This window comes from Niastella sp. OAS944 (assembly GCA_024809215.1).
In the GTDB taxonomy this organism is placed as follows: domain Bacteria; phylum Bacteroidota; class Bacteroidia; order Chitinophagales; family Chitinophagaceae; genus Niastella.
Genome location: JANUBW010000001.1, coordinates 1,592,841 through 1,605,344 on the forward strand (window position 1 = coordinate 1,592,841; position 12,504 = coordinate 1,605,344).

General features: G+C 43.9%; 7 protein-coding genes. 1 reads left to right on the forward strand and 6 read right to left on the reverse strand.

Annotated elements, in window-relative coordinates; translation table 11 throughout:
• Positions 1–295: 295 nt before the first annotated feature.
• The 6 genes from GGD38_RS06255 to GGD38_RS06280 all read right to left on the reverse strand — a co-directional run bounded on the left by GGD38_RS06255 (position 296) and on the right by GGD38_RS06280 (position 10,539).
• Positions 296–1,735, reverse strand: coding sequence for a RagB/SusD family nutrient uptake outer membrane protein (locus GGD38_RS06255; protein ID WP_375298875.1), 1,440 nt, complete (start codon positions 1,733–1,735; stop codon positions 296–298).
• Positions 1,736–1,763: 28 nt separating this feature from the next.
• Entirely contained in the window at positions 1,764–4,967 is a 3,204-nt protein-coding gene (locus GGD38_RS06260) for a SusC/RagA family TonB-linked outer membrane protein (protein WP_375298874.1), read from the reverse strand.
• Between the two features lie 102 nt (positions 4,968–5,069).
• Positions 5,070–6,209 (reverse strand): FecR family protein, encoded by a 1,140-nt coding sequence (locus GGD38_RS06265; protein ID WP_375298873.1) that lies wholly within the window; start codon positions 6,207–6,209, stop codon positions 5,070–5,072.
• Positions 6,210–6,267: 58 nt separating this feature from the next.
• Complete coding sequence (locus GGD38_RS06270) at positions 6,268–6,828, reverse strand: RNA polymerase sigma-70 factor (RefSeq protein ID WP_375298872.1); 561 nt, start codon at positions 6,826–6,828, stop codon at positions 6,268–6,270.
• A 527-nt stretch (positions 6,829–7,355) separates the two neighbouring features.
• Complete coding sequence (locus tag GGD38_RS06275; RefSeq protein ID WP_375298871.1) at positions 7,356–8,840, reverse strand: M28 family metallopeptidase; 1,485 nt, start codon at positions 8,838–8,840, stop codon at positions 7,356–7,358.
• An 88-nt stretch (positions 8,841–8,928) separates the two neighbouring features.
• Complete coding sequence (locus GGD38_RS06280; protein WP_375298870.1) at positions 8,929–10,539, reverse strand: OmpA family protein; 1,611 nt, start codon at positions 10,537–10,539, stop codon at positions 8,929–8,931.
• Positions 10,540–10,690: 151 nt separating this feature from the next.
• Here GGD38_RS06280 and GGD38_RS06285 point away from each other — a divergent pair, with 151 nt between their 5' ends.
• Positions 10,691–11,899 (forward strand): DUF1624 domain-containing protein, encoded by a 1,209-nt coding sequence (locus GGD38_RS06285; RefSeq protein ID WP_375298869.1) that lies wholly within the window; start codon positions 10,691–10,693, stop codon positions 11,897–11,899.
• Positions 11,900–12,504: the final 605 nt, after the last annotated feature.

Below are 12,504 nucleotides of genomic sequence, written 5' to 3' on the forward strand. Positions count from 1 at the left end.
GCGAAACGTGAAACGTGAAACGTGAAACGTGAAACGTGAAACGTGAAACGTGAAACGTGAAACGTGAAACGTGAAACGTGAAACGTGAAACGTGAAACGTGAAAGGGCTCGCTAATTTCATACATTCACTTACGAACTTGCACAGCCTGAAATTTATTTCGTTCACGGACAAAACGCGAGCCTCGAAATTGAGCGTTTGCCGTTTCACGTTTCACGTTTTACGCCGATTGCCGATTGCCGTTTCACGTTTTATGCCGATTTACGGAATGCCTTGATATTAAGTTCATAGTCCCTGTTAGTAGCCTTTGTTTTGTCCCAGATCAGGATTTTGGTCCCTTGCAAATTGCGGAATGGGTAATAGCAATTTATCTTCATTTATGGCCTTGCCTTTGGCGCTTAATACAGCAACAGCCCGGCCGGTGCGCTTCAGATCGAACCAGCGATGGAACTCCATGGCAAACTCCATGCGGCGTTCATGCTCTATGGCCTGGTCGAGCGTTGGATATTTGGCCGAAGGGTACTGCGCTGTACCATACAATGGTAAACCGGCGCGCGCCCTTACTTTATTCAGGTATTGTACATCACCTGTTACTTCGGTTAACATCAATAACACATCGGCATAACGCATTATCACAAAGTTGTTGTTACACGATTCTGCGGCATTTACAATAGGCGCATTTATATCCTTCCATTTTTTCTGAAACTTAATGGCTATCCAGTTACCGCCTTTAAAGTAACCCAGTTCAAATGAAGTATCCCTTCTTTTATCGCCTGGTTCATACTCATTATACAAGTCATCTGTTACCTGGTTCATACCACCGCCAAAGCGGGTGATGGCAAAGTTCTCAAAAGGTGAAAAGGCCGGCCAGTAAGTGCTTGAAGGGTTGTTGGCCCCGCCTTTATATTGTATTTCGAAAATGGATTCTTTTGTGTTCTTCTGCGCCAGCGTAGCACCCCATAAAGAACCAAACTCTGGCAACAGGTTATACGTTGTTGCATTGTACGAATCATACACCTGCTGTAATACCTGTGTGGCCGCTGGTTTGTTGTTCATGGTGAGATATACTTTTCCCAGCAGGGTCAATGCAGCGCCATTCGATGCACGGCCGGTTGCCGGCACTTTATCGGGCGCGGTTAAATGATCTGCTGCAAACTTCAGGTCATCTATCACCTGGTTGTATACTTCTGCTTTTGGGGTGCGATTGGTAGCAAATGCTTCGCCCGAGGTAATTGGTTTGGTTACCAATGGTATATCGCCCCAGGCCTGTACCATATAGAAATAATACAGTCCTCTTAAAAACCGCATTTCAGCCATTACCTGTGTTTTGTAAGTATCGTCGAGCGATGCGCCTTCTATTTTTTCAAGTACAATGTTCAGGTTGTACAAAGAAGTATAAGAATCGTTCCAAAGCTGGTTCACTACATTATTGGCGGGGTTAAGGGTATAATCGCGAAAGGCCCATCTGTCGCCCACCGTTATACTGCCCGAACCTGCTACCTGGTAAATAGTGGCATTGTCCGACATTAATTCACCACAATACGATACCAGCCCTGTTGGCCCATACATGGTATACAATGTGGCGTAGGCATTGTTTACTGCCAGGTCGAAATCGCTTTTTGTTTTGTAGAAATTATTGGCATTGCTGTTTGATACCGGCGCCAACTCGAGGAACGATTTTTTACAACCTACAATAGCTGTTATAAAAAGTATGCTGATTATTAATCTCGTTTTCATAAATGCTGTTTTTGAATACTTCCAATTATTACAGATCTACTTTTACACCAAAGGTTACAGTAATGGGAATGGGATAACTACCGTAATCGGCGCCTACCATTAATCCGGGTGGGAATGGCGTATTGGATGCCGCCGCATCGGTGCCTGTTGAATAGATACTATTTTCAGGATCGTACCCAAGGTATTTACTGAACACATGTACATTTTCGGCATTCACATATACGCGCATGGAACGGAACGAGAGTTTGGAAGTGACTGCCTTAGGCAACGTATATGATAAACGAACATTTTTTATTCTTACAAAGGTGCCATCCTCTATCCAGTAACTGCTGAACTGGGTTTGCATTCCCTTGTATTCTGCATTTGGTTTAAATGTTTTTCCATCGCCGGGCTCCTGTTCCGATTTCCAGTAATTGCCTATAGCAGCGTATGCATTACGGCTATCGTTCCAGTATTTGTTATACCGGGTTTGCTGGTTCACGATCTCATTGCCAAATACGCCGTGCAGCATAAATGAGAATTCAAAGTTTTTATACGTAAGGGTGTTTGTTAACCCCGCTGTAAAATCGGGTTGCGCATTACCAAGGTTCGTTCTGTCATCGGCATCAATTTTTCCATCACCGGTTACATCGCGTACCCGGGGATCGCCGGGGGTAACTACTACACCGCTGGCATATTTAGGTCCTTTATCAATTTCAGTCTGGTTATTGTATACTCCGTCGAAAACATAGCCTACATAATTACTGATGGGTTTACCCACCTCGGTTACAAAACGGCTGCCCCATTCTTCTACAATTACCGGTGCATTGTTAGGCCCCAGTTGTAATACTTTATTTCTATTGGCAGAGATATTGAAATCGGTTGTCCATTTAAGACTGCTGTTCACAATGTTCTTTGAAGAAATAGACAGCTCCACCCCGCGATTCCTTATTTTACCAATATTGGTAAGCTGGGTGGCAAAACCGGTAAGAATGGGCACAGGCACATTCAGCAACAGGTCTTTGGTGGTAGAGTTATAAAATTCGGCCGTTACATTGAGGCGGTTGTTTAAAGCGGTTACATCAACACCCACATTGAACTGGGTTGTTTTTTCCCATTTTAAATTGGGGTTGGGAATGGTGGTAACCCGAACACCATTCACCACATTGTCGCTGTATGCATATTTTGAACCATCCAACAAACTAATGGGACCATAATTGGGTATCTGGTTGTTACCTGTTGAACCATAGCTAACACGGAGCTTCAAATTATTGATGGCCGATACGTTTTGCATAAACGCTTCATCAGAAACCAGCCAGCCCAGTGATAAGGAGGGAAAGTAACCCCAGCGTGAATCCTGACCAAAGCGTGAACTGCCATCGCGCCTGATAGTACCATTTAAAAAATACCGGTTTTTATAGCTATAGCTTACACGCGACAACCACGACAATAACGCCCATTCTCCTGCGGTGGTAGTGCTTAAACTATAGGTACCGGCCGCATTAAGGGTTTGCACCAGATCGTTGGGGTAATTGGTGCTTCGTTGTTGCGATGTGTCGCCCCGTTGCTTTTGTGCCGTATAGGCCACCAGCGCCCCAATGGTATGATCGCCCAATACTTTATCATAAGAAAGAGAATTTTCACTTAGCCAGTTCAGGTTGTTATAAGTGCTATATCTTCCCTCGGCCGGTAGCAAAGTGCTGTAACCATAACCGGCATTGGTACGCCAAAACCAGTTGTAGTTCCGTTGCGTTAAAATGGCATTGGCGCTGCTTTTGAATGTAAGGTCTTTTATTGGTTTATACTCTATATAAGCACCGGCAATCGTATTATAAGCCTTGTTCAGTTTATCGGCATACTTTATTAATGAATAAGGATGCCACAATTGAACGCCATATTGGGTGAACCGGTTCCAGGTTGAATTGGGATCAAGGAAACCCAGGTTACCATTTTCATTATACACCGGGAATATAGGATCGCTTTGCTGGGCAAGGCTCACAACATCACTCTTTCCTTCAATTCCATCAATACGGCTGTGAATACCGGTAAATGAAAAGTTCAGACCGGCAGTTACCTTCTCGGTGATCTTTTGCCTGATGTTCATACGCAGCGACAGGCGTTTGTAAAAGTTATCTATCACCACCGCATCCTGGTTCAAATAACCGGCAGAGAACAGGTATTGCGCTTTATCGGTTCCACCGCTTACCGAAGCCTGTACGTTTTGCGATTTGGCGGTTCTGAATAATACATCCTGCCAGTCGGTACCTTTACCAAACTGTTGCGGGTCGGTTAAGAAGTCTGGCGGAATTAAATACGTTTTGCTGCCGCGAACAGTATTGGGATCGGTGGCCTTACGACCGGGGCCAGATGCTACCCAGGCATTGTTACGCGCATCGATATAATATTGTATCCATTGTTGCGCATCCATAACTTCTACCTTGCGCAATACTTTTTGCAGACCAAGCTCATAAGCCAGGTTTACCTGCGGTTTACCGGCTTTACCCAGTTTGGTGGTTACGATAATTACGCCATTTGCGCCGCGCGAACCATAAATTGCTGCCGAGGCCGCATCTTTCAAAATTTCTATAGACTGTATATCCTGTGCATTGATAATGTTGAGATCGAAATTTTCCATCGCCATGCCATCAACCACATACAATGGATTGGTGCCTGCAGTAATGGAGTTGATACCCCTTACCCTGATGGTTGGGCCAAACCCCGGCGCGCCTTGTGTGGTTGAAATATTCACCCCCGGCACGGTACCTTCAATTGATTGCGCCACGTTGCTCGATGAGCGGTCTTTGAACTGTTCTGCAGTTACCGACACCACCGAACCCGTTACCGCGCGTTTGCGTTGTGACCCATACCCAATCACAATCACCTGATCGAGGGAGCTGGCCACCTCTTTCATTTTTACTACCAGCGAAAGCGTGATATCGTTCTTAATATTATACCCCGACAGGGTTTGGTTTTCATAACCCACAATTGTGAAAGTGAATTTATATGGGCCACCGGCAGGAATGCGTGAGAAAGTAAATACACCGGTACTGTCGGTGCTTGTACCCGAGGTGAAATTGTTTGCCGTGTTGCGTATGACCACCGACACACCCGGCAAAGGATCGCCGTTGTTATTTTGTACAACACCTTTTACAATACTTGAATTTTCCTGTGCATATAACACTTGTGTTAGCAGGAGATGCAGTAGCAAGGTAAGGGCATAGCATGGCCCCGACTTAAATACATTAAATCTCATATGGCAATTTTTAGTCAATGGGCAATAGGCAATGTGCAATAGGCAAAGATGCCTTTATGCGGAGTACCCGACAATCGGCAGGCCTTGCCAATTGCCAATTGCTTATTGCTTATTGGTTATAGTGTATGTATTATTATGTACGCTAATCGTTAAATTATTAAGAGAGGCAATCTGTTTCAGAATATTGCTTAATGAATCACTTTTACTGAACTTACCAATGAAATACATTTTTTCTATATCAGCTTCTGTATACACAATTTCTACGCCATACATTTCTTCCAATTGTTTAAACACCTGTGTCAGCGGCTGATTATTAAACATATACCACGATCCTTTATCAACAGGTAACGATGGCTGGTCGCTAACGCCGCGCTCATCGCGTATTCCTTTTTTGAGTGCTGTATTATCATTTATAAACCGCCGTACGCTTGCCGTGTTTTGTTTATTACTATACAACAACTCCTCACCGGGCACCAGGTAAAATTCTTTTTTCAGTTTTGGCTGAAGGCTGTCGGCCGGTTTTACTACTACCCTGCCCTCATATAATTGAACGGTTATAAATTCATCCTGTTCAAAGGCTGTTACTATAAATTGTGTTCCAAGCGCGGTGGTTGCCAAATGGCCGCTGATAACGGTAAAAGGTTTTGTTTTGTCTTTTGCCACATTGAACCTGGCCCGCCCTTTCAACACTATATTGCGTTTATTATTGGTAAAGGGCTCATTCCAGGTTATTTCACTTAAGGGATCAAGTAGTACTTCTGAACTATCGGTCAATACTATTCGTTGCGTTTTGCCACTTGTGTTTATTTCATGGCGCACTACCACGTTTGTCGCACTATCTTTTTTTACTGAAGCAACTACCGGGTGGTTATTGCTTTTATCACTACCCCACCATTTGTAACCAACTGTTATAATCAATAAAACAGAAGCAGCTATAGCTGTTGTAATTACAATTTTGCGAACAAGGCCACGTTTGCCGGTTATGTCGCCGGTATAATCTCTTTCACCCCGGGAATCCTGCTGCAACGCGTGTTGAAAGTATGCCCACTCCTTGTTTGCATTAATTTCATCGGGTGTTTGATCGTCCTTCATCAACTGCCAGGTATTTTTCAATGCTTCATAATATTGCCTGTTTTCTTCACTGGCGCTTAACCATTGCAACAGCTTTGCCTGTTCATCACTGTTCAGTTCGTTGCAAAAATGCCGGGTTATTAAATCGTCTAGTTGCTCGCTGTTGCTCATGTTCTATTAATATTACGGTTGAACAAACACTTACCGTGACAAGCCCGTTAAATATTTTTTACGGTATTATTTTATTGATAATCATTAACATGAAGAATAGAGTAAGGTAGCCGGCCAGTTTTATTCGTAATTTTTTCAATGCCCGGCCCATTTGTGTTTCCACTGTGTTCACCGACACATTCAGTTGACGGGCTATTTCGGCATATTTCAATCCCTCGTAGCGGCTCAATTCAAAAATGGTACGCATTTGATCGGGCAGTTCGGAAACGGCGTTATCAATATCGGCCTGTAATTTTTTGGTATCATAGTTTTCCTGTGGGGTTGAACCGGGGTTCTCGTTCCGTTGCTGTACAAACCGTTCAAAGCGTTCGCGCACTTTGGCATGGCGCAAAATATCCAGGCTTGTATTCATGATCACTTTGTGCAGAAAGGCCTTTACAGGCATATCGGCAGAAAGTGTGCTCCGGTGCTTCCATAATTTTATAAAGGCGGTATGCACCACTTCTTTGGCAATATCGGTATCGAAATTGTATTTATGCTGGCACCAGGTGCATAAGGATGCGAAGTGTATTTTGAAGAAATGTTCAAAAGCAACACCATCGTCCTTTATGGTATGCATTAAAGCATCGTTGCTATGAAGGTTAAATGTGACAGCTCGCATGACGGAAAAAATCTCAAATTACAAATCACAAGACCCAAAAAATAAAACTCAAAACACAAATATCAAGATCCAAAAAATAAAACTCAAATCACAAATCTCAATGGCATATTCAGAGGCTTTAGAATTGTAATTTGAGATTTGGAATTTATTTGGAACTTGTTATTTGAGATTTGGAATTTTTACAGTGGGATAAAGATAATAATGATTAATTATTGAAGTAACCCGCACCATCCGGGTATAGAATGCCTATTGTTTTTAAAAATACGTTCAGGTTTTTCAATTTAAATCCCATCAAATTGAAAATAATGGGAATTACATTTAATTTAATCGACCACAAATTGAAAATAAAGTGGTTTACTTTTAATTAAATCGGCCTCAAATTGAAAACAATGGCCAACATTTTTAATTTAAAAGCATACAAATTGAAAATAATCGACACTATTTTTAATTGAAGAACCATTAATTCATTTGAAATCAACCAGTTATTATCTTTCTAGCTTGAATCCCGGTTCCAGGCGCGGACGGTTGGCGGCATTGGCCACTGCATAACCGGTGGCATACATCCAGCGGGTCATTTTTGTAAGCTTATCTATATTAATTGCCGAAGCCTCATCGCCCGGGGTATGGTACAGCGGGTGTGGCAGGGTGCTGAAAAAGATGGCCGGAATGTTCTTCTTTGCATAAGGGAAATGGTCGCTGCGAAAATACCAGCTTTCGAAATGCGTAGCTTTATCCCATTCGGTATCGAGCCTGAACTTAGGACCATTATCGTTTTCCTGCAAAGCAATTTTCACAAGATCCGATGAACTGAGGTGTGGGGGAATAACGCCCAGCAGGGCTGCACTGTCGGGTGCGTTCATCCCAATCATATCGCCATTTAACACAGCTACCAACGATTCGCGTGGCACCGTAGGATGTTCGGCAAACCAGGTTGAACCAAACAAACCTCTTTCTTCGCTCCCATGCCATACAAACAGCGCGCTGCGTTTTGTGCGTTGCTGTTTAAATGCTTTGCCAATGGCCAGCAGGGCAACACTAACGGTAGCATTGTCATCGGCGCCGTTAAAGATGCTGTCTTTGGCGCCTTCAATATTACGCACGCCATCATGGTCCTGGTGACCGCTGAAAAGCACATACTCTTTCGATAATATGGGGTCGGTGCCTGCAATTTTTCCTACCACATTTACCGATGGATAGTTAAACGACTCAGAATAGATGGTTGCCTCCAGCTGCTGGTTTGGCTGGCGTACCAGGTTCAGCGCTTCTTTTCGAACCCAGATAATAGGAATATCTTTTAGTTGCTGGCGGTTGGTGAACAAACTGCCTTCAATTTGATAACTGCCGCGGTTTGAATATTGCGCCGCACGTGGCCATGCCTGCTCAGCCAGATCGTCTGAAACAAAAACAATGGCCTTTACACCTTTGGCACCCAGCTTACGCGCCCAGGCGCCTACAACAAACCCACTGTAACGCCAGGGAATGGTCTTACGTGGGTCGGTAAGGCCCTTTGCAGTAAACTGCAATGCCACTACTTTTCCTTTTATTGTTTCTTCACTTACCGTTTCAGGGTCATCTACAAAAACAATAGGTGCATTCACCGTTGCAAAAGAAGGTTCATAAACGATCACATCTTTCCATAAGGTAAAGGCGCGATCGCCGATCTTTACTGTACTGCGGTTACTTACCCGTTCGCGTATAAGATTGAAAAATTGAAAATAAGTGCCGTCATCACCAGCAGGTTCTATACCAGCCTTGCGTGCTTCCTCAGCCAGCCACATACTGGCTTTTAACTCATCGAGCGTACCCGCTTCACGGCCCCTGAAATGATCATCGGCCAGGCGGTACAGGTCGCGCTTAAGATCGCTTTGCTTTATCAATTCAACCGGCGCTTTTTTTGTTTGCGCACAGGCAGCAGTTGACAACAATAAACTGAAGAATGAAGTGATAATAAGTGGAGCCTTGTTCCTCATGCAGTGTTGTTTTGGTAAATATAAAATAAAAAGGTGTGCCGAATGGCACACCTTCATTAGCACATTAGCTAATTAGAAAATTATCACATTAGTTTTTCAATATTTTAAACTCAACACGACGGTTCAGCTGACGGCCTTCGTCGGTTTCGTTCTCTGCCACCGGCATGCTTTCACCATAACCTTTCGAAGTAATTCTGCCTGGGTCTATGCCTTTAGACAAAATGTACTCCATAACCGAGCGGGCACGATTATCAGAAAGTCTGAAGTTATACTCATCGCTACCTTTACTATCGGTGTGAGCGCTCATTTCAATTACAATGGCTGGGTTCTCTTTCAACAACTTCACTACGCGGTCGAGTTCAACAAACGATTCAGGACGCAGGTCCCATTTATCGAAGTCGAAGAACACGTTATTCAGGCGCACCACCTGGCCAATTTCAATGGGCACCAGGTACAGGTCTTTATGAATTTCTTTGAAACCTGCTTTCACCATTGAGTCGAGGTTCAGGTTCTCAGAAATAGCGAAGAACTTGTCGGCGCTGGCGCGAATACTATAGTTCTTATCGTAAGGCAATACGATCTTAAAGGCACCATTAGATGGGTCCGAAATACCGGTACCGGCCTCCACCCCATCGGGTAATGTTTCATAAATAAGCGAAGCGCTAAGTGGTTCTTTTGTTTTAGCGTTATATACGTTACCGCTAACCAGTATCACCGGGTTTGGTTTTTCACGCTCTAACAGTTTAACACGAACGATATCGCTTTCACCATAGCTGTCTTTATAACTGGTTAAATACGCATATTCGCCACCGGCATCCAGGGTAAAGAAGGCATCCCAGCCGTCGGAGTTAATGGGTTCACCCAAATTTACCGGCGTGCTCCATTTTGTCCAGCTTTTATCGAGCCGCTTGGTCATGTAAATATCATTATCACCTACACCACCGGGCCGGTTACTGCTGAAATACATGGTAACGCCATCGGGCGCTATGTACGGCGTCATTTCATCGCCGGGAAGGTTAATTTGTTTACCTAAGCTCTTGGGTTCACTCCAACTACCGTCTGATTGCGGAAAACATACAAACAGGTCGTTGTTACCACCGCCCGGTTCGGGACACATATAAAGTACCAGCGCTGTAAGGTCGTGCGTAAGCACCGCACCAGATACCACGCCCTTATCGTATTTCAGGTAATTTTTAATACGCAGCATTTCGGGCTCGCCCCAACGGCCATCGGCCTGGCGGGTACAAAGACTAACGCCTTTACCAAAATAGGCACCGCCGTTTCCAAAGGCGCCGCGAATAAGAATTCGGTTATTGTCGGGCGATATCCAGTACACTGCATTGTACTGGCTCGTGTTCAGGGGATATTTCAAATGTTTCGCTTCGGCCCATACACCATTTGAATCGCGTGTTGAGTACCAGATATCCTGTGAATTGGGCACAGAATTATACTTGGTATTGGCCGGGTGGTTCTCACAAATAAAGAACAGCAGGTTGCCGTCTGCCGAAATGGTTGGCCTCAGTTCGGGCAGGTCGGAGTTGATGTTCTCCCCTAAATTCTCGATCTTGATAATAGTACTGGCCGTAATGATATTATCCTTTTGCGCTACCAGTTTACCGGTATCGCTTTGATGGCTCATTTGGGCAGTGGCCTGCTGCAGACCAACGGCCAGGGCTAAAAGGGATAGTACTCTCTTCACAAGGTTTGGATTTAATTACTTAATAACGTACAATTTAGCTTCGCAATTGCACAGTTCATCACAAAAACAAACAGAACAATATTCTAAAGTGAATAATTTTTACTGAATTTTATTCTAACAACCACTATCTTTACAGAACACTTAACCTTTTATGGACATCCAACCAACAGCTTTACCGGGCAACCTGGTGAAAAGTAAGCGCATTCACTCCATTGACCTGCTGCGAGGCACGGTTATGATCATTATGGCCCTCGATCATGTGCGTGATTATTTTCATGCGGGCGCTTTCCTGTTCGACCCCACCGATCTTACGCAAACTGATGCACCATTATTTTTTACCCGGTGGATCACACACTTTTGCGCACCGGTGTTCACATTTCTTGCCGGCGCATCGGCCTTTTTAAATGGAACTAAAAAGACGAAGAAAGACCTCTCTGTTTTTCTTTTTACCAGAGGTTTGTGGCTGGTGATTGCCGAAATGCTGATCATTACCTTAGGCTGGACCTTCAACCCCGTGTATCCCGTACTTATTTTACAGGTCATATGGGCGCTTGGTATAAGTATGATGGTGCTGGCAGCAGCGATATGGCTGCCACGAACAATTATATTAATAACAGGACTTGTTTTGATCTTTGGTCATAACCTGCTCGATCCTTTAGACACTACAGGCGATAATGCATCATCATTCCTGATGTCGGCCCTGCACCACCAGCATTACTTTTTTATGAAACCATTTTCGGTTATGCTTGGCTACCCCATTGTTCCCTGGATAGGCATTATGCTTATCGGTTATGTATTTGGACAATTATACCTGCCTACTTATGATGCAGCAAAAAGAAAAAGAACTTTGCTGTGGCTGGGCCTTGGCGCTGTTGCGTTATTTATAATCATTCGTTTTATTAATATCTATGGCGATCCGCGGCCCTGGAGTACACAGCAGGCGCCCATGTTTACATTCTTTTCATTCCTGAATGTAACCAAATACCCGCCTTCCTTATTATATATCTTAATGACGTTAGGGCCCTCACTGCTTTTCCTGGCCTTTACCGAAAAACCATTGACCCGGTTTACCGAAAAGCTGGTAGTGTTTGGCCGGGTACCCATGTTCTTTTATATTCTGCACATTTACTTAATTCATATACTGGCTGTAATTGCAGCCAGTGTAACAGGCTACAAATGGAGCGATATGGTACTTACCGGTTGGGTTAGTATGAATAAGCAACTGGAGGGTTATGGCTTCAGCCTGCTGTTTGTATATGTGTTATGGATAATAATTGTAGTTGGGTTGTATCCCTTGTGTAAAAGGTATGATGAGTATAAAAGGGTTAATAGGGATAAGTGGTGGTTGAGTTATATATAGGCTAGTAGCGAGTAGCGAGTGGCTAGTGGGGAATACAGGTGGCGCATAATAAAATCGCGAGTTTTGAATGAAGGCCCCACTCGCCATTTACCACTTACCACTTGCCTTTTTCCCCCAGCGGGCGTGAAGGTGCACCTTTGGTCGGTTTCTCACCCCGCACAAAAGAAATAAGCCTTTATTTGTACCAGGATTTTACCGCCAGGGAAAAATTATTACAACAATTGGCAAACACCGTTCCGTTGCGGGTTGCGTGTATATAAAAAAACTGCAGGATATTAATATTGAAGTACTTGCAAAACAAATTACCTCCTCTGTAAAGCATCTGCAGCAGAAATATCCCTCCTGATTCTTCTATTTTTTTCCTGATCACCATCATAACAACTGCCATAAATGCAGCAATTGGCAACATTGGTTTGTCATAATAAATAGAACTTACACTACGCAGGCAAAAATCACCAGTCTTAAAGTGTCCTACTTCGCTATAATAGAATATTGGGCCTAATACATACAACTTCAATCCTGCCCTTCGCAAACACATCCGGAAAAGTAGCACAGTTAAGGTAATGAGGAAGAACTCTCTCTCCATGCTTCTCATTGCCCGGGAT